This window comes from Marinimicrobium sp. C2-29, from assembly GCF_038419845.1.
Taxonomy (GTDB): Bacteria; Pseudomonadota; Gammaproteobacteria; order Pseudomonadales; family Cellvibrionaceae; genus Marinimicrobium.
This window is the reverse complement of record NZ_JBCAQT010000020.1, coordinates 18,899-42,686: the sequence shown is the minus strand read 5'-3', so window position 1 is coordinate 42,686 and position 23,788 is coordinate 18,899. Positions and strand designations below refer to the sequence as shown.

Sequence of the window (23,788 nt, the reverse complement as noted above, 5' to 3'; positions counted from 1 at the left end):
GGCGCGATGCAGTCTTCAATCTGTGTCTGCGCGCTTTCCTGAACGTCATCCTGAGAAATTGGACAGAGCTGTGATCCAATGCCGCGGCGGGGGCGTCCTATGTAAGCCGGAGTAATGCAAGAGGGCTTACACTCAATGCGCCATGTCAAATTGATCCTGGGGGATCAACTCAATGCCCGCCACAGCTGGTTTCGGGCCCCCGATGACCGGGTGGTGTTCGTGCTCGCCGAGCTCCGTCAGGAGACCGATTATGTCGTGCACCATCGCCAGAAGGTACTGGCCTTCTTTGCAGCCATGCGCCAGTTTGCCGAGGCGCTGAGTGCGGCGGGGCATCAAGTGCGCTACTTCACCCTGGATGACACCGCCCGTTTTCGGGATCTGCCCGAGTGGTTGCACTCCGTGTTGGCCGAGGAGGGAGCCGATGCCTTCTCCTATCAGCAACCCGACGAATATCGCCTCGATGAGCAGATGCGGGCCTTCTGCAGGACACTGGAAATGGACAGTGATGTTGTCGACAGTGAGCACTTCCTCACCGGGCGGGACGCCTGGAATGAGTACCCGAACAGCCGTCTGGAATACTTTTATCGTGCCCTGCGCAAGCAGTACCAGGTGCTGATGGATGATGAGCAGAAACCGCTCGGTGGCCAGTGGAACTTTGATGCCGACAACCGCGAAGCCCTGCCCAAAGAAGCCGTCTGGCCCGAGCCGCTGCGGTTCGCCACAGATGTGAGCGACATTGACGGGATGCTCCAGCGCCACGGCGTCAAAACCCTGGGGCGGGCGGATCCCCGGGCTCTGCTCTGGCCCACGAGCCGGGAACAGAGCCGGCAGCTGCTGATGCACTTTCTGAAATACAATCTGGCCAGTTTTGGCCGCTATCAGGACGCCATGACCCCCGAGGGTTGGAGCCTGTTTCACAGTCGTCTGGCGTTCAGCCTCAACAGCAAAATGCTGCATCCACTGGAAGTCATCCGGGAGGCCGAAGCCCACTGGCACCGTCACCAGGATGAGATCACTCTGGCGCAGGTCGAGGGCTTCATCCGCCAGATTCTGGGGTGGCGGGAATACGTCCGCGCGCTCTACTGGCAGCACATGCCGGAGTATGGGACGCGCAATCATCTGCGCGCCCGCCGGGCGTTGCCCGCCTACTACTGGACCGGTAAGACGCGCATGGCCTGTATGGCCCATGCGATTGGCCAGTCGCTGGAGTACGCCTACGCCCACCACATCCAGCGCCTGATGGTGACCGGCAACTTCGCGCTGCTGGCCGGTATTGATCCGGACGCAGTGGATGCCTGGTATCTGGGGATCTACATCGATGCGGTGGAGTGGGTGGAGATGCCCAATACCCGGGGAATGAGCCAGTACGCCGACGGCGGCCTGATCGCCAGTAAGCCTTATGCCGCCTCCGGGCAGTACATCCGCAAGATGAGCCATTACTGCCGGCAGTGTGCCTATAAGGTCAACGCCAAGACCGGCCCGGACAGCTGCCCGTTCAACAGCCTCTACTGGCACTTTCTGGCGCGCAATCGCGAGACATTGAAGGGTAACGCGCGGCTGAAGCTGGTCTATGCCAACTGGGATCGCCAGAATCCGGATCAGCGGGAGGCCGTGTTGAATACCGCTGAACACCACCTGAGTCAGATCAACAAATTGTGAATTGACTGGCATATAAATCAACCTAATCTTTTCAATCGGGCCCAGACCGGCTATGGTTACAACAAATGTAACTATAAGAAATAAGGTGCTATGTTCAGCAATAAAGATAACAGCGAGCAGGATTTACCCGCCCCGGCGACTAACGAAGGGAGACGTGGCCGTTTTGGTCTGGAAAAAGGGCTGGCTCTGCTGCTGCTCCTGACGTTGGCCGCCATATTGGGTGAGCGCTGGATCCTGGGAACCAGTATGACGCTGACTGCCAACGACGGCTTTTTGAGTCACTACAGCGATGGTGCGGAAGGAGGTGGCAGTGTCTCAGAGGTTACCGATCCCGATGCCATCGGTGGTCGCTGTCGCCTGGCGGATCAGGCAGAGTATGCATTCTGTGGCTTCGAGCTGATTTTGGGCCCGCGGCGCCAGAATGGCCTGGATTTAACCAATTTTGATCGAATAAAGCTCTTCCTGGACTATGAAGGGCCTACCAAAACCATTCGGCTTTATCTTCGCAACTATGATCCGGCTTACAGTAAGCCGGAGGCCAACGACAGCACCAAGTATAACCAGATCGAGTTTGAGGCCGATATGGTCAAACAGGGGGAGCCCCTGGAGTTTTCCATGGCGGATTTTTTTGTCGCCAACTGGTGGTTTCAACGCTATCGGATTGCTCCGGAACTCACCCACCCGCAATTCGATAACATCGTGGTAATAGAGGTGCAGACCGGCTCTACCCCGGTACCCGGCGAACACCTTATTAAACTCAAGAAAATCGAGCTGACTGGCCAGGTGTTGAGTACCGAACACTGGTATCAGGGGATTCTGGGGGCATGGTTGATCGTGGCGCTGGCGTTTCTGGCCGGCCGAACAGTGACTTTAAAACGTGAGCTTAGCCGCAGAGGCGAGCGTGAACGTGAGCTTGTGGAAATCAACTCTCTGCTGGATAGGCGCGGCCGGGAGCTGGAGGAAAAAGTCAAAACCGACCCGCTGACCGGTGCCTTCAATCGTCAGGGTATTGAGGAGGCGATTGAGCTGGGGCTGGCCGAACGTCGCCAGGGCAAGCCTATGTCGTTGATCATGCTGGATGTGGATCACTTCAAACAGGTGAACGACAGCCATGGCCACCCGACGGGCGACCGGATCCTTTCCGGTTTGTCGCACCTGGTGCAGGAGAATATTCGCGGCAGCGACCTCTTTGCCCGCTGGGGCGGCGAAGAGTTTGTGCTGGTGTGTCGCGATACGGGTCTGAAGGACGCCGCCGGTCTGGCAGAAAAACTGCGCGCCTTGCTGGAGGGGCAGAGCTTCGGCGAACCGGTGACCATTACCGCCAGCTTCGGGGTTGCGACACTCGGGGCCCGGGAGAACCTGGAGCATCTATTTGTGCGGGTGGACGATGCCCTCTATGCCGCTAAAGAGAGGGGGCGCAACCGGGTGGAGGTGGCTTTCTGACGCAGAGGTGGGTGTTACTTGGTTGTAATCGGGCGTGATTCATGTGACTATGGGAACGATTCTCATTATTGGTTGTATTGATGTTCAACCCTTCGCTCGATATCCCACAGGAGTTGTTTCATGACATTGCGTAGATCCCTTTTGGTCTCGGCTTTTTCTCTGTTGGTGGCGGCGCCGGCCCTGGCCGACGACCGGGTAGACCATTTCGAAGGTAAACCCGCTGAAACCCTGGAACAGGCGGTGCGCCATCTGTCCGAATACAGCAAGCAGTTGGAATCGCTGGTAGAGGGCGATCTCAGCAACGCCGATATGGGCGAGATCCACCAGATCACTTACACTCTGGAAAACGCCCTGGCAAAGCTCGACACGGATCTGAACGAACTGGCCGAGACGCTCGAAGAAGTGCACATCGCCTCAGAGACGGCGGACAAGGAAACCGTCAAGCAAAGCGGCAAAACCTACCTGGAAGTGATTGAAACGCTGCAGCAACTGGCCGACTAGGCCAGTGGCGTTACAAACAGCAGACATAAAAAACGGCCCCCTGGAGGGCCGTTTTTTTATGTCTGCTGACAAATGATCATGAGTTGCCATCGACCGTTCTGATCCGGATCTCCCCGGTCAGGGTTTTGTGCACGGGGCATTTGTCGGCAATCTCAAGCAAACGTCGGCGCTGATCCTCGCTGAGCTCACCGTCATAGGTAATGACCCGCTCGATCTCATCGATCCGCCCCTCTTTGGTTTCGCAATCCGCGCAGTCCTGGGCGTGCACCCGTTTGTGATGCAGACGTACCTCGATGTTTTCAATGGGCAGTGACTTGTGATTGGCGTAGAGGCGCAGGGTCATGGACGTGCAGGCGCCCAGCGACATCAGCAGCAGCTCATAGGGGTCGGGGCCCTGATTGCCGCCGCCCCTGGCAACGGGCTCGTCGGCGTGCCACTGGTGCTCCGTAGTGTAGAGTCCCCGGCGAAAATGGTTGTCCTGCTCAGTGATCAGTACTTCACCGGCCTCGACTTCCGGTCGGTCGTGACTTTCGGTATGGGGCGTCGCCAGGTCCAGATAGCGGCTGGCCCAGGCGGTCAGGGTGAGGGCCACATAATCGGCATCGGCCTGACGTGTCAGCAGGTGATCGGCGTTTTCCAGCGAGATGAAGCTCTTCGGGTGTCGGGCGGCCTGGTAAATCTTGGCCGCTTCACTGACATTGACCAGCTGATCAACAGGCGAATGAAAAATCAGCAGGGGCTTGTGCAAGTCCGCCAGGGTTTTCTCCACGGGCCAGAGTTTCAGGTCCTCCAGCAGGTCAGCGCCCAGCTCGAGCTTGCGCCCGCCGATGTTGACCTCGCTGCGGCCCTGTTCCTCGATGATACAGGCCTGATCGGCGAACAGGTGCTGAACGTGCTGCGGCGTGGCGGGGGCGGCGATGGTGGCGACCGCCTCGACGGACTCGATGCGTTTGGCCGCCACCAGCACCGCCGCGCCTCCGAGGCTGTGCCCGACCAACAGCCGTGGCGCCTGGAACTCGCGTGCCAGATACTCGGCCGCCGACTCCAGGTCGGCGACATTGGAAGAGAAGCTGGTGTTGGCAAAGTCCCCGTCACTGCCACCCAGGCCGGTAAAGTCAAAACGCAGCACCCCGATGCCCTGATCCGCCAGCGCCCGGGCAATCCGCGAGGCCGCCACCACATCCTTGCCGCAGGTGAAACAGTGGGCGAACAGAGCCATGGCTTTGGGGTGGCCGCTGTCCGGCAGTTCCAGCGCACCGGCCAGGGTGTGACCGAGGTGGTTGGTAAATTCGACTTTCTGGCGGGCCATACCGGCCTCCTGTTATTCGGTTCAGGTTGATAGTGACAACTATGCCAGCAATGGCCGCTCCGCGATAGCCGAAGCGCGCCTTGATCCCCTACAGTTGGGCGTCAGTCAGTGATCGAAGGGGGGGGCAGCCGGATCTTATGGCTGGCGGGACGAGGTCGCCGGGTCGGCGATGATGAGCTCAACCGGGGTGAGTATGCGCTCGAGCCGTTCCAGGTATAGCCGCTGACGGGTGATCCGGGGCGATTGTTTGTAAGCCTCCCAGTTGGCGAGAAAACGATCCCGGTGGCCGAGGGCTGTCTCCAGGGTTTCGGTGGCTTCAGCGCTCGCCTGTTCGCGGATGCGGCTCACCTCTCCCCGGGCCTGGGCGAGGCGGGTGTTGCGCTCGCCGGCGCTCTCCTGAATCAGTTTCTGTTTTTCCGAGCGGGCGCGGGCAACATCGTCGAAAGCGGGTTTGATCGACGCGGGTGGCTCCAGCCGGCGAATCTGTACCGAGGTGATGCGCAGTCCCAGTTGCCAGTCATCCACGCTGGATTGGAGGTGGTTTTTTAGTTGGTTCTGGAAGCGGGTGCGCCCCACCGTCAGCAGAGGATCAATCGCGCTGGAGCCGACGTAGCCCAGCGTGCCGGCCATCACCAGTTGCTCCAGAATCGCCTCCGGGCTCTTGGCGCTGCTCAGGTAGCGCCCGGGTGCGCTGATGTTGTACTGGACCAGAAGAGCAACATTTACCAGGTCCTCATCTCCGGTGGTCAGCTCCGGTTGCAGCCCGCTGGGTGCTGAGCCGGAAAAATCCACTTCGAGAGTCCGCAGCGCTGTGGTGGGCAGGGTGCGCACCGACTCGATGGGCCAGGGCAGATGGTAGTGCATGCCCGGTAGCACCTGTTCGCGAATGACCTTTCCAAAGCGCATGACCACGCCGCGCTCTTCCGCGCCCACGGAGTAGAAGCCACTGATGCCGTAGAGAAACGGGATGAGAATCAGGATCCCGCCCACCAGGAGCGGGCGCACCTGCCGGTAAATGAGCCGGATATCATCGGTTGCGTTCACTGGCCCTCCGGCGGCGTCAGCAGTAGCCGGAACAGCGGCGAGTCGGCCGACAGCACCAGGCGGGTGTCTTGGCCCAGCATCTGTTCATAAGCCGAGAGACTGCGGGTAAAGCGATAATAGTCCGCATTGGTTTCATAGGCCTCGGCGTAGAGGCGCGACGCCGCCGCCTCGCTTTTACCGATGATGCTCTGGGACTCCCGGGCGGCCTGGGCCTGAAGCTGGCGAACTTCGCGCTGGGTCTCGGCGCGGATTGTGGCGGCCTGCTCCTGGCCCTCGGCCCGGTATTGGCGCGCAATCCGGTCCCGCTCCGACTCCATCCGCTTGTAAATCGCCAGCAGGTTCTGCTTGGGAAAACCAAAACGGTTGGGCTGGATGGCGAGGATCTCAATGCCCAGCTCCCGTTGCGCGACTTGGTTGGCCGAGTCGGTCACTTCCTGAAAAATGCGGCGCAACTGAAAGTCCTGATCGTTCAGGGTAAAGATCTGGGTGATCGGGCGCGCCGCGACGGCCGCCCCGATTTCCGATTGCGCCAGGCTGTCGAGCCGTTGCTCGGCGGTGCTGATGTTGCGCAGGCTGGTCAGGAACGCGGCCGGGTCGGTAATGCGCCATACCATAAAAGCACTGACCACCAGGTTGCGACGGTCCCGTGTGACCAACTCGGTGGGCGCAAGGCTCAGCAGCTGCTGACGCTTGTCGAGCGTGACGGTGGTCTCGATCGGGTCCGGCCATTTGAACGCCAGCCCGGCCTGGTCGATGGCCCGCGTAGGGCGGCCGAGCTGGGTTACCATGACCATCTGGGTTTCGGGCACGATGATGATCGAGCTGGCCGCCACAAAGATCAGGACCAGGGCCAGCGCCAGCGACCAGAGCGTTTTTTTCATGCGTTATTTCCTCGTTTGATCGGTCATCAGGCCTCCCGGGCCCCAGAGGCGCAGGTCGTCGGAATCCAGCGCCGGATCAGTCAGCCACAGGGTTCGCCCGGATAGCGCTTGAGTGGTGGCCTGCAGGTGCTGCTCAAAGCGCAGCGCCTCGCCGTGTTCTCCAAAGGCGGTGGCCAGACCACTGAATCGCTCCGCCTCGCCCTCGGCCCGCAGACGCCGCTCGGCCGCGTCAGCCTCAATGCTCGCTCTCTGCCCGATCCGTTCCGCCTGGGCTATCAGGAGGTCGTGAATGCGCTGGGCTTCGGCCCGGTTCTGATGCTGCTGCTTTTCCTGCTCTGCATTGAGCAGATCCCGGTAGGCCGCCACCACGATGGCCGGGGGCTGCAAAGCCTGCATCTGGACGTCGACCACATGAATATTGACTCCTACTCCTGCCAGGTCGGCCTGCAGGGTTCGGGCAATTGCATCCGGAAACTGGTGGTGGCTCTGGGCCAGCAACAGAGCAAAAGAGCGCTGCGCGGTGGTCTGCCAGAGCGCCGCTTCGGCGTAGCGCTGCACCAGGCCCTCGACGTTACCGATGCTGTGGGCGAGCTCGACCGTGTTGAGCAACCGGTATTGCACCACCAGTTGAATGTCCACCAGGTTTTCATCGCGCGTGGCCAGGTAGAGGCTGTCGTCCTCATGGGCCTGGGTGGCTTTCAGTTCGCGCCAGAGTTTTTTTGACTGTTCGCTTGCGGGCAGGTCGACGCGGCTGCCCACCGTCGTGGATAACACCCGCCCCTCGGGCACCGATGTAATCAGCTCAATCGGGTAGGGCCAGTGGCTGTGCAGGCCGGGGGCGAGCGTGCTCTCGGCGGCCGCGCCGAATCGGCTTTTAATTCCGACCTGCCCCAGCGGGACGACGCTGAATCCGGTACTCAACCATGCCAACACCAGAAACGTCGCCAGGGTTCCCGCCAGTGCCCGCCAGTGGCTTTGAGCAGAACGCCAGGGGCCGAGGAAAAACCGGCTGAACGGGAATCGGGCGGCGCGCTCCAGCAGCGGGTCGAGCAGGGAGACAGGGTCCAGCTCCGCGCCGCGGCGCAGTGCACGGACACCCGAAACCAGCAGCTCGATCCCGGCAACCGCAATCAACAGTGCGATGACCAGTGCGACGATTTCATCTAGGTAGAGCCCGACCAGCGTGCCCACCAGGGACACCAGAACGGCAAGCGAGGAGAAGAGATCGATCTGGCTGTGGTAACCATCCGCTTCCAGGGCGGGGGAATCCGTCTCGCGACCCACATGAGTCTTGAGGCGCGCCATGAAAAACACCAGCGCAACAATAATGACTGTGCCGCCTATACCCAACCAGAGGTAGTCAATGGTTTGCCGAGTGCGCTGCTGGACTTCGGTGAGAATTTCGAAGGGCACATAGAGAATCAGCAGTGCCACCAGAATGGCGAGCACGCATTCAAACTTTCGGGCCCGCTCACTGCTGACCGGGTTGGCTTTGCGCTCCTGCCGGTGACGGATCACCAGGCTCCCCAAAAGCACCAGTGAGACCACCAGATCCGTGCCGGAATGATAGGCGTCGGCGAGCAGGGCCGCGCTGCCGGTGGTCAGCGCGAGGCCCAGCTTCAGGGCCGTGAGAAAAACATCGGCCCCGATGGCAATCAGCGAGGTGCGTATACGTCGATCGGCAAACATGGTGGCGAGAAGCGACCCTCAATAAAATTCGGTTTGGGCCGGGGAGCTGACCAGGCCCAACGCACAGTACCAAGGCTTGTTGACGGATTTGTGACACCCGGGACTCAAATGGTGGGTCAGTGGTATGACCAGCGACTCTCGGTTGCCTCGGGCCAGTCGAGGCGGATGTCCCAGTCGTGACGGTGCTCGGGCCTCAGCGGAGGAACGGCCTGATCAATGGTCTGAAAAACATTGGTGGCCGGTTGTATGACCGTGTCCCGTCCAAAAATATAACTCTGCTCTTCCACAATCGCGCGGTAGGCTTTATTCAGAGCCAACGCCCGTTCGGGCGAGGGCGTGATCAGCTCGTAGATGCTGTCCAGGTTCTGGACTTTTTCGCGCTTGACGCTGCCATCCGCATTGAACCAGCGCTCGAGCATTTCGCGGTTCTGGCGAAACTCATCGCCGCCACCGACGCGCTCCAGATACTGAAGAAACTCACCGTCGAATTCGCCCCGGCTGGGGGCATCCGGTTGCGTGGCCAGGTCGATATAGCCCCAGCCCTCGGCGCCGGCCATTTTTCGGGGAAAGGCAAAAGTATGGTCAATGGTAGTGCCCACACTTTTGTGGCACCCCATACAGAAAAACTGCTCCTCGTGGTTCTGTTTGCGCAGGTCTCCCTGAGCATCCTCGATAAAGCCCCAAAGCAGCCAGCCGAATTTGTTGTTCATGCCACGGTCGCCGTGATCGGAAACACCCGGCAGGTTGCCGAAGTGCTTTTCCTTCGCCTCCTTGTAGTAACTGCTGGCCAGGCTCGTGTCCGGCCGAAAGCGCTCCTTGACCATGTAGCGGACTTCTTTCATACGCGGCGCGTTATAAATACGGCCGCTTTCGTCAACGCCCAGATAGCGCACCGTATGTAAAAAGGCCGTGCCTTCGGGGTAGAGCATGCGGGTGACCGGCACATGACTGGCATCGCCCAGGTAAAAAGCCCGGGCCTGAATGCGGTTGGTGGATACGCTGAGCACGCCGTCACCATTAAGATCGGTGTCGATCGCCGCCTCGTTCAGTGGCGCCGTGGCGATGCTTTGCGCCTCGGTGACGGCCATCTCCAGCAGGCCCAGGTTGGCGTAGTAGACATCCCGGGAGAAGACGCCGTCGATTTCTGAAAAGGCATCGGGCAGACGAATCATGACATCGTCGGTGGAGCCGTTGGTGGGCCAGAAGGTGCTGGGTAGTGGCTTGTAGTTGAACGCCACCCAGCGCGAACCATCTTTGGCCAGCCCGTATTCATCAAAGGCGTCTTCCGCCAGATGCAGGTTCTCGATAATGGCGGGCACACCCTGCCACTGCTCCGAGCGCATCCAGCGCACCAGGTCGGTGTAGTTGTCCTGATTGACGTAGTCGAGTATTTCTTCGTCGGTCACCGACGCTATGTAGTCGCGCCGGTCTTTGAACAGGTTCTGCCAGTGGTTGCGTACGCCGAATTCGGAAAAGGCGTAGCTGCCCTGCAGAAACCCGTCGTTCATCTGATTGGGGCGATCGTCGCCGTAAGTCTGATGGCAGGTATAGCAGGGATTTTTCTTGCCATCGGTTTTGGTATAGCACTGGGAGGGGATCGGGGCCTCCCGGTTGTAGGCTTCACCCGCGTGCAGATAGTCCCGGGCGGTGGCAATTCCTTCACCCGCCGCGTCGGCGGCAAACTCTATGCGGTTTTCAGACGTGTCTGTCTTCTGTGGTGCGGAAGAGTCGCAGCCGGTCAGGGGCATCCACAGTAGTGTCAACACGGGGAACAACGGTGTTGCGATCAGTCGTAGGAGTTTCATAGGAGCGTCTTGAAAAAGAGTTGAGTCCCGGACACACAAAAGAGGCGACGCTTGCGCGCCGCCTCTTTCCTGCCTCTACAATGATGTCAATCAATCATTGATCTTGGGGTCGTACAGCCAGAGGGTGTTGTTGACCTGGAAGCCATCTTCACCGAGGAGAATACGGCCGTCGTCCAGGACGATGACGTTGTCCGGCTGCGACAGGGCGTTGACATCGCAGCGCTGGGCGCCATCCACCGTCGAGCGGTAGGTCGAGCCCATGACCACCGGTTCAATGCGGTCCACGTCGTAGCCGGCATTGAGCTTCATGCGGTAGACACCGCCGCACTCTTTCACGCGGTTGGACAGGCGGATGTCGCCTTCATCGTCAATCATGCCGTTGTCCATATCGGCGATGGCGAAGTACACGTAGGCGTCTTCGACGGTTTCGCCCGGAATCAGATCGGTTCCTTCGACCGCTTCTTCAGCGCGCTTCATGTTGGCCATGATGCCCTCGAACTTGCGCCATTCAGCGGTAGCGCCTTTGGCCCGTGCCGCTTTGCGCGATTCGAGAAAGGCGATCCGGTCGTCCATGGGTTCCCCGGCAGTGACCAGGCCACCGAAGGTGTTGGCGCCCTCGTAACCGGCGTCAACAGCGGGCTGGTAAACCGCATCGTAAGAGGGGTAATTGTCATCGCCGTTGGCCCAGGCAATGGCGTCGGCATCGCTGAGGTAGCTGCTCTTGCCTTCGACATAGTCGTCGGAACCAATGCTGTCGTACTCCGCGATCCAGGTTTCGATCTCGGCGTTGTTGCCGTTAGCCAGCTCAATCCACTCGATGCCAAAACCGGTGGTCAACGGTTCCGTGCTGCCGGCATCCTGGGTCACCTTGGCGCCGTAAAGGGTGCCCGCGCTCAGGTCGCCGGGGTTGTCCGCCACAAACTTGAAGAACACGCCATTGGTGTTGTCCTGGGACAGGTAGACGGTGCGCTCGTCCGGCATGACCACGGAGTTTTCGTGCTCGTAGCGACCCATGGAATAGTGCTTGACGGGCGTGGGGGAAGCGCTGGTGGGATTTTCCAGTTCGGCAATATAGTGATAGCGATAGGTGTTGGGGAACTGGGTCGCGTCATTGGCGGTGTTGACCGTGGGATCGATGTAGCGGGCCAGTTGTGTCTGGCTGGTGCCGTCGCCTGAGCGCTCCGGGTTGTTCCATCGATGGGTGTTGTCGCCTTCGTTGCCCCACTCTTCTGAGGTCAGGGGAGTGCCCCAGGGAGACATGGAACCGAAGCAGTTGGCGATGGTGCCCCAGTCGCCAAAGTCCAACATCATCACATCGTTGTTGTCCACGGACCAGCGACCGGTATTGGCGTCCTTCTCCAGCTTGAGTCGGCTCATGCCGCCGGGGATCGATTCCCAGTTGGTGAATAGATAGCCTTCATTGTCGCCGGTGGCGAGGTAGCCGTTGAAGTCGGGCGTATTACTCTGAACCGCCACGGTGGAATCGTCGGTGGCCAGGACAGTACCCAAGCCCTGGGACAGGGCGCCGCCGTAGTTGTTGCCGGTCTGGCCCAGAACCTGGTATTCGCCGTAAGCCATCTGAACGGTTTCTTTCTCTTCATCGGTGCGGGGGACCGGAACAGAGATCAGATTGCGGGGCAGCTGGTGCATATTCACGCCGGTCACGGCGCCCACAGTGGCCAGGTGGTAGCTGTTGCCGTCTTCATCCACGGCGTCGTTGCTGTCGCTCGGATGCTGCACATTGAAGAACAGGTCGCCGGAATCGGTCACAAAGGCGCCGGTGACCTCCGCGCCCAGGGGTACCGTGCCCAGGCGGGTCAGGCCGGGCGTGACCACGCCGGCGCCGATACCATCACTGCCGTCGGCTCCGTTTTCGCCATCCGCACCGGCCTGGCCGTCTACGCCGTCCTGGCCGTCGCTGCCGGATGAACCATCAGCGCCATCGGACCCATCAGTACCGGGTTCGCCCTGAGGACCCTGCTCGCCCTGGGGGCCCTGCGCTCCGTCTGCGCCGTCATTGCCATCGTCGCCACCGCAGGCGGCCAGGGTGGACGCCATCGCGATCAGGGCGATCAACTGTCCTTTTTTACTCAGCTCAAAATTCATCGTGTGTTCCTCGTTTTGTTAGGCAGAATGGTGCCCGCGCGCCATCCGGTTTAAGGGGCACGTGCAATGGACGAGGGAGATGTTAAGGGCCACATATGACGTTTTTGGAACGAAATAAAGACAGAAGCGTGAAGAGTTTGTTAAAAGAGAAATGAGAATTGATACCGGCAACCGCTTGTCGTCGGCTATCGGCTTCCCGCCGGCGCTCATATGTCCTATGCTCGATCTGTTGAACATCCGGAGGCGACCATGAACGTGGAACAACCAGGGGCCAACGACCCCGATACTTTTTTATCGAGCCGGGAGGGAGAGCGTATCTCTCTGGTGCTGAGCTCCGGCGGTGCCCGGGGACTGGCGCATATCGGTGTGATTCGCGAGCTGGAGGCTCGCGGCTACCGTATCGACACCATCGCGGGTTGCTCCATGGGCTCGTTGGTCGGTGGTCTCTATGCCCTGGGCCGAATGGAAGATTTCGCCGGTTGGGTCTCGAGCCTTGAGCGCAAGGACATTCTCGGACTGCTGGACATCACCAGCAACCGGGGTGGTTTTATCGGCGGTAATAAAATCATGGCCAAGCTGCATGAATGGACCGGGGATGCCCGGATAGAAGATTTGCCCATCAGCTATACGGCGGTCGCGGTGGACCTGGAGCGCGAGCGGGAAGTCTGGATGAACGAGGGATCGCTGTATGAGGCGATTCGGGCTTCGATTTCCATTCCCGGGGTGTTCACCCCGCACCTCTACCGGGACCGGATACTGGTGGACGGCAGCGTGCTCAACCCGATTCCGGTCGCACCGACGCTCCATCGGCTGACCGACAAGATGTTCGTGGTGGATGCCAATGGACCGCCCGCCGATGAGGTGCTCCGCCGCTCGGCCGATCCAGAGGAGGACGAGGATAACAACTGGCTGCGCAAAGTGCTGGGCAGCGTTGGTTGGGGTTCCTCGTCCGAAAAGTCCATTGACCAAAAGCTTGATGTCATCAGTGTGATGATGCGCTCGCTGGACACCATGCAGGCGGCTCTGACTCGACAACACCTGGCGGTCTTTCATCCCGACTGCGTATTCCGTGTGCCGCGCAACCTGTGCATGATCCACGAGTTCCATCGGGCCGAGGAAATCATGGATTTTGGCCGGGCCCAGGCGCGACGGTTACTGGATGACGCTGAGCTCGAGCGCCGTCAATGGCCCTGAACGTTGAGCGGCGCTTGCGGTCGGAAATCGTGATAACCTTGAAATCGTGTATCGCAGAGATGACCTGAAACCATGTTAAAACCGCTAGGTATGGCAAAGCTGATCGGGCTTTGTGTGAGTCTGGGCATGGCTTTTTCGGCCAACGCCCAAAATGAGGAAGAGGGCGAGTCGCCGGCTCGGGCCGACCTGCAGGTGGCCTCAATCAGCGCCATTGTGGCCAAAGTGGGCGAGCAGGAGCCGCTGTTCAGCAAACGCGCCGACTGGGCGCTGCCCATCGCCTCCCTGACCAAAATGATGACCGCTCTGGTGGTGGTTGAATCAGACGCCGATCTGGATGAGTGGCTGACGGTGACCGACCGCCACTTTCCGGCCGCGGCCAATGCCTTTTCGCGCATCCGCCCGGAGTCCGAAGCCCGGCGGGAAGATTTTCTACGGGTCGCTTTGATGTCCTCGGAAAACTACGCCGCCTACCTGCTCGCCCGGCACCACCCGGGTGGCTACGATGCCTTCATCGAGGTGATGAACGCCAAGGCCCGGGCGCTGGGGATGACTCAGACCCGTTTTGTCGATTCTTCAGGGCTCTCGGACGACAACGTGTCCACCGCCGGGGATCTGCTCAAGCTGGTGCAGGCCGCCTATACCAATGAAACGCTGCGCGAGCTCAGTACCGATGGTCGCCACAGTATCCGTTTTCGCAAGCCGGGCTATACTCTTCACTTTGGCAACACCAACCCGCTGGTACACAGCTCCCGTTGGGATGTGGACCTGACCAAAACCGGCTATCTCAACGCGGCCGGCCGCTGCCTGCTGATGGTGGTGGATATCGATGGGGAGCCCACCGCCGTGGTATTGCTCAACTCCTTCGGGACGCGCACACCCCTGGGCGATGCCGGGCGTATCCGCCGTTGGCTGGAGACCGGGCAGGGGGGCTCTGTGGCTCAGGCGGCCAAGCGCTACGAGCAGGAGACGGTGCAGGCGCTGCTGCAGCAGCAGACCGCCGAAGGCGCCAGTACCCACTGACGGGCCACACCAGGCCCGGCTTTCCCCGGTGGGAAAAATATGTTCTTATAGTCAGTTAGACCATGTTTTGACGCGATCCCGATGCTGGTCGGGGCCGCCAGAACAAGCGAATAAACACAACAAACGCTTGGGTAATGCCATGATGCAATCATCGATCTCCGCGCGGCCCGGCGGCCGTGCGTTTGGTTCAATACTGCTGATCAGCCCGCTGCTGATGGGGGTGGGGCTTCTGGCCTGCACTCAGTCGCTGGAACGGGCGGCCACCACTCCTATTGATCGCCAGGCGCTGGTGAACCGACACATCCCGACTCTGACCGAGCCGGACCCGCTGTCGCCGTTCAGTGTGGGTAATGGCGAGTTTGCCTTCACGGTGGATGTGACCGGCCTGCAGAGTTTTCCCGAGTTCTATGAAGACGGAATCCCCCTGGGGACGCTGGCTCAGTGGGGCTGGCACTCGGAGGACAATCCTCGCGGCTACACGCTGGAGCAGACCTTCGAGAACTACGATACCGACGGTCGTCCCGTGCCCTACGCGGCCGGGCAGAATACCGAGGCGGGCGAGTGGCTCCGGGCCAACCCTCACCGGCTGCATCTGGGGCAGGTCGGGCTGGCGATGACCGATTCCGGGGGCGATCCGGTGGCATTGGAGCAGCTGCAGAGCATCGATCAGCGAGCCGATATTGGCCGGGGCGTGATCGACAGCCGGTTTGCGCTGGAGGGGCAGACGGTATCGGTTCAGACGGCGGTGCACCCCGAACTCGATCAGGTGGCCACCCGCATCCAGTCGCCGCTGCTCGCCAGCGATCAGATCGAGCTGAAGCTGGACTTCCCCTACGGCTCCCAGTCCTGGGGCAAGAAGACCGCCGACTGGGATCAGCCGGGGCGTCACTCCACCCTGGTGTACGACCAATCGCCCCGGTCGGTGCTGCTTCGCCGCCGGCTCGATGGCGATACCTACTTTGTGGAGCTTCGCTGGGAAGGTGAGGCCCGCCTCGCCCAGACCGACCGACACGAGTTCCGTCTGAGCACCGCCGAACCGTTGCTTGAGGTGACCGTGAGTTATCTGGAATCCGCACCGGAACCGGAGCCCGTCATTACCTCCGTGGCCGATACCCTGAGCGCGAGCGAGGCGCATTGGGCCTCCTTCTGGCAAACCGGTGGGGCCATCGATTTTTCCGGCACCGCCGACCCGCGCGCGCATGAGCTGGAGCGGCGTATGGTCCTGTCCCGCTACCTGACCGCCATCCAGACCGCCGGCTCCCGCCCGCCGGCCGAAACCGGGCTGACCTACAACAGCTGGTACGGCAAGTTTCACCTGGAAATGCACTGGTGGCACGGTGTGCACTACGTGCTCTGGGACAAACCCGAACTGTTTGAAAAAAGCCTGCCCTGGTACGACCTGGCTCTGGAAAAGGCCCGGGAAAAAGCCCGGCGCCAGGGCTACGAGGGCGCCCGCTGGCCCAAGATGGTGGGCCCGGACGCCGAAGAGAGTCCCTCGACCATCGGGGTGTTTCTGATCTGGCAGCAGCCGCACCCGATCTACTACGCCGAGCTGCTCTACCAGCACCACGGAGAGAATGCCGCGCTACTGGAACGGTACCGGGACATCGTGTTTGAAACGGCGGATTTCATGGCCGACTACGCCATCTACGAGCCGGAGCGGGATCGCTACCGCCTGGGGCCGCCGCTGATTCCCGGGCAGGAAATCTACCCACCCGAGGAGGCCTTCAACCCCACCTTCGAGCTGGCCTACTGGCGCTACGGGTTGAGTGTGGCCCAGCGCTGGCGCGAGCGCCTGGGGCTGGAGCTCGACCCCGACTGGGCCGAGGTGCTGGACAAGCTGGCGGATTACCCGCTGCACAACGGCCGCTACCAGAATTCGGAAAATGCGCTGGGCACCTTCGAGGATGCCAAGCATCGCAATGATCACCCCACCATGCTGGGCGCCTACGGCATGCTGCCGGGCGAGGGCGTGGATGTGACCGCCATGGAGCGCACCCTGGAATCGGTGCTGGCCTCCTGGAACTGGGGGCACACCTGGGGCTGGGACTACCCCATGGTGGCCATGAGTGCCGCCCGACTGAATCGTCCGGAGCTGGCGGTTGATGCCCTGCTGATGGACGTCCAGAAAAACCGCTACCTGAACAACGGCCACAACTATCAGGACGAACGGCTCACCCTGTATCTGCCGGGCAACGGTGGACTCTTGACGGCATTGGCCATGATGGCCGCCGGCTGGGAGGGCGCGCCGGAAGGTCCCGCGCCCGGTTTCCCGGACGACTGGACCGTCCGTTACGAGAACATCCACCCTTTGCCCTGATAGCGACAACCAACAACCACCGTCCGGGAGACGACCATGGTGCCAACGACACTGAAACCGCTTGTGAATGGCTCGCGCCTTGTCGGCTTTTGCGTTTGTCTTTCACTCTGGCTCTCGGCCTGTGTTCACACCGGGCCGACTCCGACGGAGGTGGATTGGCAGGCGGGCGACTACGCCATGACCCTGACCGAGGCCGGTCTGGCAGTGAGTCATCAGGGGGAGCGCTTCGCCCTGATTGAATCCTTTGAGTTCAACTTTGTGCGGGCGGAATTGGCGGACATCGTTTCCGCCGATGAGGACAGCCTGGTGGTGCGCCTGGAGCTGCAGGGCACCGATGGTTACGCCGACGACTTCCCCTCCGAACTTGATCTGGCCATCCGCTACAACGACGGACGCTTTCACTTTGAAGCCGGGCATCCGGCCTTTCACCATGTCAGCATCAACCTGACCGACCGGGACGAACACTATTTCGGCCTGCTCGCCAAGCTCTATCCCGACAATCGCAAAAACCCCGACCTGCGCGGGGAAACCGTGGATGTGGAAGTCTACCATCAGGGCGAGCGGGACTACGCGGAAAACTACGCCTCCGCCTTCTCCGCGTTTTATATCAGCACGGCCGGGTACGGCAGCTTCTTTGATACCTTTGCCAAGGGCCGCTACCGGTTTGCGCAAGACGGTCTGACCAGAATCTATCATCAGACCGACAAGCTGGACTGGTATCTGTTTTACGGCCCGGACGGCAAGAACATTCACCGTCGCTACTACGAGGTGATCGGTGCGCCCAAAAGTATTCCGCTCTGGGCGTTGGGTCCGGTGGTCTGGCGCGACCACAACACGGGCAAAGACGAAATTCTCGATGACCTGTCACGCTTCAGCGACTTGCAGATACCGCTGACCGCCACCTTTGTGGATCGTCCCTACAGCGACGGTGGTCACGAGTGGTCCAAGATGAATTTTGCCGAGCCCTTCGCCAATCCCGAGCAGTGGATCGGCACCATCAACGATGACTTCGGTATGGAGGTGATGAGCTGGGTCGGCCCCATGACCTTTGGTGATGAAGACTTCCCGGGCCTGCTCCCCAATCACCGCACCTACATCGACCTGACCGATCCCGAAGCGCTGGTGGAGTTCGAGCGGCGCATGCAGACCCAGCAATACGAAGTGGGGGTGCGCGGCCACAAGATGGATCGGGCGGATGAGAACTTTCCCTTCACCGCCTTCTGGCACGAGCCGGTGTCTGAATCGGAAACCCGCAATACCTACGTCTATCTGTACTCCAGAGTGATCGATCAGTTTCTGCGCGGCGCCCACGGCGACAACCAGTTCAACTTTGCCCGCGCCGCCTACCACCGCACCCAGCCGTTCCTGAGTGCCGTCTGGGGCGGCGATGTCCGCCCCAACTGGATCGGCATGGCGGGTAACCAGGCCAATGCCATGCGCACCTCCTTCATGGGCTTTCCCGTCTGGGGCAGCGACACCGGCGGCTATCTGGGCGACGGCTACATCGATGAAAAACTCTATGCCCGCTGGTTGCAGTGGGGCGCCTGGAACGGGATGTTCGAGGTCAAACTCGACGGCATCGGTGGGCAGGGCGAAGATCGGGTGCCATGGCGTTATTCCGAGCGCTTGCAGGAAGTTTTTCGCCAGGTCGCCGAGCAGCGCATGCGGATGATCCCCTACAGCTATTCCCTGGCCAACACCTCGGCGGACAACGGCGTGTTGATGAAGCCCATGGCCTATGTGTATCCCGAAGATCCGAACACTCACGATCTGTGGGATCAGTATCTGTTTGGCGATGCCTTTCTGGTGGCCCCCCTGTTCAGCGAAGCGGACGAGCGGGAAATCTATCTGCCCGAAGGTCGCTGGTACGACTTCAATGATCGGTCCCTGGCATTCGACGGCGGGCAGACGCTCACCCGGTCCTACGCCTTTGACGAAACGCCTGTCTTTATCAAAGCCAACAGTCTTCATGTGACCGGCGATATCTATCGCGGCAGTGACCGACGCTGGAACGGGACGCTGGATGGCAAAGGGTCACTGGTCATCCACGCCTTTCCCGGTCGGGAGGGCGAGCAGGCGGGCTTTACCTATGTCGACACCCATCAGGGCCGACAGCACAAGCGGATGACGCTCAACCGCACGGAAACCGCCGCGTTTTTCCGCAGCCCGGCGTTGGAATCGGCGCCAAAACTGCAGATGAAAACCGATAGCGAACCCGCTGGCGTTCAGGTCAATGGGCGCCCGGTCGCGAGTAACTACGACTCGACAGACGGTATGCTGTCCGTGGATTTACCGATGGGCAAAGCCGTTGAGGTTCGGGTAGAATACCCACGCGAATAACACGGTCATCGGTGTCCGGGTAGTCGGTAAGGACGCTTCTGATCAAACGATCGATAAAGGAATTCACCATGCTGAAAAAACTGTTGCTCCCCGCGATTATCGCCGCCATCGGGATAGCGGCGATGGCGTTGTTGGTCATCGCCCAACCCAAGCCTGTCCCCCGGGCGGTGGAAGAGGAACCGGCCCGCATTCAGGTGACAGTCGTGCCGGCCAAACACCAGGTGCTGCATCTGGCGGTTGAAGCCCAGGGCACCGTCCGGCCCAAACGCGAAATCGATCTGGTGGCTCAGGTGTCGGGGCAGGTGGTGGAGGTCGATCCGGCGTTTGTCGACGGCGGTTTCTTTGACGCCGGCCAACCTCTGCTGCGCATCGACGAGCGTGAGTATCGGGCCGCCCTGTCGAGTGCCCGCGCCCGTGTCGCCGACGCCGAACAGCGGCTGGCCGAAGAGCGCGGGCGAAGCCTGCAGGCCGAGCGCGAGTGGCGCGACCTTGGCAATCAGAGTGCCAATGACCTGTTCCTGCGCAAGCCGCAGATGGCCTCCGCCCAGGCCAATCTGGAATCGGCGCGCGGTGATCTGGAAGTGGCCGAACTGAATCTGGAGCGCACCCGTATCAGCGTGCCTTTCAAGGGGCGGGTCCGGCAGACCCGGGCCAACCTGGGCCAGTACGTGACCGCCGGCACGCCTCTGGCGACCGTTTACGATTCCACTCTGGTGGAAGTACGCCTGCCGCTCACCGAAAGTCAGGCCACTCTGATTGACCTGCCCCTCACCCCCGGCGCCACCGAGCGGGTGCCCGTCACCATTACCGGTTCTGTTGCCGGCGAGCCCCACCAATGGCAGGGCGTCCTGGCCCGTACCGACGCTTTTGTCGACCCCGATTCGCGCCTGTACTACGCGGTGGTGGAAGTGGCTGATCCCTTCTCTGTTGACTCGGTTGACCAGGCTTCAGGTAAGCAGGGGGCACCCTTGTTGCCCGGTCTGTTTGTCAGTGCCGAGATTCAGGGGAAGCGGCTGGACGGCGTATTGAAGCTGCCCCGTGCCGCCCTCTTCGAGCGCGACAAGCTTCTGACCCTGGATGAAGAAAACAACATCGCGCAGCACAAAGTTCAGGTGCTGCGTCGCTCGGAGACGCACGTCTGGATCAAGGCCGACATACCTGAAGACACCCTGATCTCTCTGGACAAACATTCGTTGACGCCTGCGGGCACGAGTGTCGAGCCACGCTTTTCCGATGGCACGGCTCCCGGTTCCGGGACTCCCGCCACGGCCGATGCCTCGAGCACGGCCATCAAGTCTGGGGAGTAGATCATGCGCGCATTGATCAAGTGGTTTGTTGCCAACCCCATTGCCGCCAACCTGTTGATGCTGGCCATGCTGGTCGGCGGTTACTCCGGTTCCCAACTGGTGAAAAAGGAAACCTTTCCCACCTATGAAGGGAACGTCATCCTGATCAATATGGCCTATCCCGGTGCCGCTCCCAGTGAGGTGGAGCAGCAGATCGTGGTGCGTATTGAGGAGGCCATTGCCGATCTGCCGGGCATTTACCAGATCACCTCCGAGTCTCGCGAGGGTTCCGGTTCGGTCAACGTCCAGGTCACTGAAGGGTTTGACGTCCGGGTGCTGCTCAACGACATCAAAGGGCGCGTGGACGCCATCAATACCTTTCCGGTCTCGGCCGAACGGCCGGTGATCAACCAGCTGGTGATGCGCCAGTTTCTGATGTACATCGCGCTCTATGGCGACGCCGAGCGACGACAGCTCAAAGACTGGGCCTATCAGATACGCGACGAGATGGCTCTGCTCGAGGGCGTGTCCGAGGTGGAGATCACCGGCCTGAAAAACGATGAAGTCAGTATCGAGATCTCCGAAGAGAACCTTCGCCGTTACAACCTGAGTTTTGCCGAAGTGGCCCAGGCCATTCGCCAGGCATCGATCAATGTCCCGGCGGGCGCCATCAAATCCAAGGATGGCGATGTGCAGATCCAGACCCGGGCCCAGGCGTTCGATTACGACGACTTCGCCCGGATTGTCGTGCGCAGCGGGCGCGAGGGGGGCGAGTTGTTGCTCAGTGACGTGGCGGTCATCCGGGACGGCTTCGCTGAGCAGGATATTGACTTCACCATGAATGGCAAGCCGGGCCTGAACATGGAAGTCAAAATGAGCGATGATCCCCTGCTGATCGAAGGCACGGCCAACGCCCGGCAATATGTGGAGAACTTTCAGAAGCTTCTGCCCGAGGACGTTCACCTCAAGATCAATTTTGAAGCCAAGAGCATTTTTGACAGCCGCTTCAACCTGCTCAAGGACAACGCCCTTAGCGGCCTTGTTCTGGTGTTCCTGATCCTGATGCTGTTTCTGCGACCGCAACTGGCCTTCTGGGTGGTCGCCGGTATCGCGGTCACCTTCTGTGGCGCCATCTGGTTGTTGCCCTACCTGGGGGTCTCCATCAACATGCTGTCCATGTTCGCCTTCCTGATGGTATTGGGCATCGTGGTGGACGATGCCATCATTGTCGGGGAGAGTGTCTACCGACACCAGCAGCGCGGTGAAACCGGTCAGGTGGCGGCGTTTTCCGGCACCAACTCGGTGCTCAAGCCGGTGTTCCTGGCGGTAGCCAGCACCATCATTTTCTTCCTGCCCATGATCGATGTGCCCTCGGAGGTGTTGATTTACACCCGCTCGATTTTCTGGGTTGTGTTTCTGTGCCTGGTGTTCTCCCTGGTGGAGTGCATGCTGGTACTGCCCTCGCATCTGTCGCATATGAAGCCCGAGCAACCCAGCCGCTTTTATCCATTGCGCAAACTGGGCCAGATTCGCCATGTTTTCTCCGACGGCATGGAGCGCTTTGCCCGGGATCGCTATCAACCAGCGCTGCGGGCACTGCTGGCCCGCAAAGGCAGCACCTTTTTGGGGTTCGGTTTCGCGTTTGCCGTGACCGTTACCCTGGTCGCCACCGGCTGGGTGGCCATGAACTTCTTTCCCAATGTGCCCCAGCCCATGGTGATGGTGAATGTGGGTTTTTCCGACGGCACTCCCTTCTCGCGCACCCAGGCGGTAGCGGAGCATATTCGCCAGCAGGTGGAGGTGTTGAGCGAAGACCTGGCGCTACTGGAAAAGAACGATGGCCAGCCCTTCATTCGTGAGGTCAACCGCAACCTCAACGGGACCAATGCCACCGTGTTTGTGGGCCTGACGCCGGATGAGGAGCGGGATGTTTCCTCGGCGGAGGTCGCCGACCGGTTGCGCGAACTGGTGGGGCCGCTGCCCGAGGCGCAGAGTTATTCGCTGAGCGGGGCCATGAGCGGGGACGGGCCGGACATCACCCTGAACCTGACCATGCTAGAGAACCGCCGGGAGATACAGCAGGCGGCCGTAGACGATGTGAGCAAAGCACTGGCCGCCTATCCGGGCGTGTTCAACGTGCGCAGCAACCTCGACTCCGAGCGCACCGAGGTGGAGGTGGCGTTAAAACCGCATGCCCAGAGCCTGGGTATCAGCGTCGATGATGTGGCCCGACAAGTGCGCCAGGGTTTTTACGGCGAAGAGATCCAGCGCATTCCACGGGCCAAAGAGGATGTGCGCGTGATGCTGCGCTACTCCGCGCAGGAGCGGCGTACCCTGGATACCCTTGATAACATCCGTATTCGCACGGCGGATGGCCGCGAAGTGCCCATCAGTGCCGTGGCGGAGGTCAACCTGGTGCCCGGATCGAGCACCATCCGCCGGGTGGACCGGCGCCGCAATATTACCCTGACCGCCGAGGTTGAAGAGGGCCACGATGCCAATCAGATTGCCACCGAGCTGCTCGAGCAGAACCTGGCCCGCTGGAAAACCGAGTATCTCGGTTTCAACCTCTCGACCGATGGCAGCCTGCGCACCCAGGCACAGTTTGGGGACAACTTTGCGAGCAACTTCATCAAGTTTTTCCTGCTGGTATTGGCGCTGTTTGCCATTGCCTTCCGCTCGCTGTTTCAGCCCTTGCTGGTGATGCTGGCGGTGCCTTTCGGTTTTGTGGGGGCGGTTCTGGGGCACTTGATCATGGGGGTCGAATTCAGTCTGTTTTCCGGCTTCGGCTTTCTGGCCTGTTCGGGGGTCGTGGTCAACGACAACCTGGTCTTGCTCGAGCGCATCAACACCCTCAAAGCGCGGGGCGAAGACACCCTGCACGCGGTGCTGCAGGCCGGCCTGGATCGATTCCGCCCGATCGTGCTGACCTCCATCACCACCTTTGTGGGCCTCCTGCCCATTCTGTTCGAGCGCAGCCTCCAGGCCCAGTTCCTCAAGCCCATGGTGATTGCCCTGTCGTTCGGGGTGCTCTTCTCCACCGTAGTCACTCTGTTTCTGGTGCCCTGCGCCTACTATGGCGGCTCGCGCCTGAAAGAACGGATGCGGAAATTTTTCAACCGCAAGGGCCCCTCGGTTGACGCGGGTTCGTCCCTGAATGAGCCCGGACCGCAGACATCTTGAGGGCTTTT

The 23,788-nt window shown here is 60.7% G+C and carries 15 protein-coding genes; 9 read left to right on the top strand and 6 right to left on the bottom strand.

The features are described from left to right. Positions 1 to 135 precede the first annotated feature (135 nt). The 3 genes from AAE484_RS16450 (at position 136) to AAE484_RS16440 (ending at position 3,603) form a co-directional block, all read left to right on the top strand. Positions 136 to 1,659, top strand: a complete 1,524-nt coding sequence (locus tag AAE484_RS16450) for a cryptochrome/photolyase family protein (protein WP_341939523.1) — start codon at positions 136 to 138, stop codon at positions 1,657 to 1,659. 90 nt (positions 1,660 to 1,749) lie between these two features. Beyond that, complete coding sequence (locus AAE484_RS16445) at positions 1,750 to 3,102, top strand: GGDEF domain-containing protein (RefSeq protein WP_341939522.1); 1,353 nt, start codon at positions 1,750 to 1,752, stop codon at positions 3,100 to 3,102. A gap of 120 nt (positions 3,103 to 3,222) precedes the next feature. After that, positions 3,223 to 3,603, top strand: coding sequence for a DUF6746 family protein (locus AAE484_RS16440; protein ID WP_341939521.1), 381 nt, complete (start codon positions 3,223 to 3,225; stop codon positions 3,601 to 3,603). Between the two features lie 76 nt (positions 3,604 to 3,679). Here AAE484_RS16440 and AAE484_RS16435 read toward each other — a convergent pair whose 3' ends face one another. The 6 genes from AAE484_RS16435 to AAE484_RS16410 all read right to left on the bottom strand — a co-directional run bounded on the left by AAE484_RS16435 (position 3,680) and on the right by AAE484_RS16410 (position 12,437). Then, complete coding sequence (locus AAE484_RS16435) at positions 3,680 to 4,912, bottom strand: bifunctional alpha/beta hydrolase/OsmC family protein (RefSeq protein ID WP_341939520.1); 1,233 nt, start codon at positions 4,910 to 4,912, stop codon at positions 3,680 to 3,682. 135 nt (positions 4,913 to 5,047) lie between these two features. After that, positions 5,048 to 5,956 (bottom strand): FtsH protease activity modulator HflK, encoded by a 909-nt coding sequence (gene hflK, locus AAE484_RS16430; RefSeq protein WP_341939519.1) that lies wholly within the window; start codon positions 5,954 to 5,956, stop codon positions 5,048 to 5,050. After that, positions 5,953 to 6,837, bottom strand: coding sequence for a protease modulator HflC (gene hflC, locus AAE484_RS16425; RefSeq protein ID WP_341939518.1), 885 nt, complete (start codon positions 6,835 to 6,837; stop codon positions 5,953 to 5,955). Before hflC ends, hflK begins: the two co-directional genes overlap by 4 nt. A 3-nt stretch (positions 6,838 to 6,840) precedes the next feature. Next, entirely contained in the window at positions 6,841 to 8,526 is a 1,686-nt protein-coding gene (locus AAE484_RS16420) for a protease modulator HflK family protein (protein WP_341939517.1), read from the bottom strand. Between the two features lie 116 nt (positions 8,527 to 8,642). After that, positions 8,643 to 10,331: a hypothetical protein gene (locus AAE484_RS16415; RefSeq protein WP_341939516.1), complete on the bottom strand. Its 1,689-nt coding sequence runs from the start codon at positions 10,329 to 10,331 to the stop codon at positions 8,643 to 8,645. Between the two features lie 90 nt (positions 10,332 to 10,421). Continuing rightward, positions 10,422 to 12,437: an alkaline phosphatase PhoX gene (locus tag AAE484_RS16410; protein ID WP_341939515.1), complete on the bottom strand. Its 2,016-nt coding sequence runs from the start codon at positions 12,435 to 12,437 to the stop codon at positions 10,422 to 10,424. Positions 12,438 to 12,686: 249 nt separating this feature from the next. Between AAE484_RS16410 and AAE484_RS16405 the strand changes: the two genes are divergently transcribed. From AAE484_RS16405 to AAE484_RS16380, 6 genes are all read left to right on the top strand, one after another. After that, positions 12,687 to 13,631, top strand: coding sequence for a patatin-like phospholipase family protein (locus AAE484_RS16405; protein WP_341939514.1), 945 nt, complete (start codon positions 12,687 to 12,689; stop codon positions 13,629 to 13,631). A gap of 72 nt (positions 13,632 to 13,703) precedes the next feature. Next, positions 13,704 to 14,651, top strand: a complete 948-nt coding sequence (pbpG, locus tag AAE484_RS16400) for a D-alanyl-D-alanine endopeptidase (RefSeq protein WP_341939513.1) — start codon at positions 13,704 to 13,706, stop codon at positions 14,649 to 14,651. A 139-nt stretch (positions 14,652 to 14,790) separates the two neighbouring features. Beyond that, on the top strand, positions 14,791 to 16,971 hold the full coding sequence (locus AAE484_RS16395) for a hypothetical protein (protein ID WP_341939512.1): 2,181 nt from the start codon (positions 14,791 to 14,793) through the stop codon (positions 16,969 to 16,971). Between the two features lie 36 nt (positions 16,972 to 17,007). Then, positions 17,008 to 19,311 carry a TIM-barrel domain-containing protein gene (locus AAE484_RS16390; RefSeq protein ID WP_341939511.1) on the top strand — a complete coding sequence of 768 codons (2,304 nt, stop codon included), beginning with the start codon at positions 17,008 to 17,010 and terminating at the stop codon, positions 19,309 to 19,311. A gap of 68 nt (positions 19,312 to 19,379) precedes the next feature. Then, positions 19,380 to 20,618, top strand: a complete 1,239-nt coding sequence (locus AAE484_RS16385) for an efflux RND transporter periplasmic adaptor subunit (RefSeq protein ID WP_341939510.1) — start codon at positions 19,380 to 19,382, stop codon at positions 20,616 to 20,618. Positions 20,619 to 20,621: 3 nt separating this feature from the next. Continuing rightward, complete coding sequence (locus AAE484_RS16380; RefSeq protein ID WP_341939509.1) at positions 20,622 to 23,780, top strand: efflux RND transporter permease subunit; 3,159 nt, start codon at positions 20,622 to 20,624, stop codon at positions 23,778 to 23,780. Positions 23,781 to 23,788 lie beyond the last annotated feature (8 nt).